Here is a 255-nt window from a genome sequence, read left to right as displayed (position 1 = left end):
CCGATCACATCCATATGTTGGTGAGCATTCCGCCAAAATTGAGCGTGTCGGAATTCATGGGTTATCTGAAAGGGAAAAGTTCGCTGATGATATTTGATAAGTTTGCCAACATGAAATATCGATACGGAAGCCGGCAATTTTGGTGTAGAGGATACTTCGTGGACACAGTAGGTCGAAATAAAAAAGTAATTGAAGAGTACATCCGTAACCAGATGGTCGAGGACAAAAATTATGAACAACTAACGATGAAAGAAC

General features: G+C 40.4%; 1 protein-coding gene. It reads left to right on the top strand.

Annotated features, from left to right (window positions below):
* Nucleotides 1-255, top strand: a 255-nt coding sequence (tnpA, locus tag LKX83_RS32670) for an IS200/IS605 family transposase (RefSeq protein ID WP_227887438.1), incomplete at both ends; no start/stop codon positions are given.

The organism is Cohnella baijiui, from assembly GCF_020731285.1.
Lineage (GTDB): Bacteria > Bacillota > Bacilli > Paenibacillales > Paenibacillaceae > Cohnella.
This window is presented reverse-complemented; position numbering and strand designations above follow the sequence as displayed.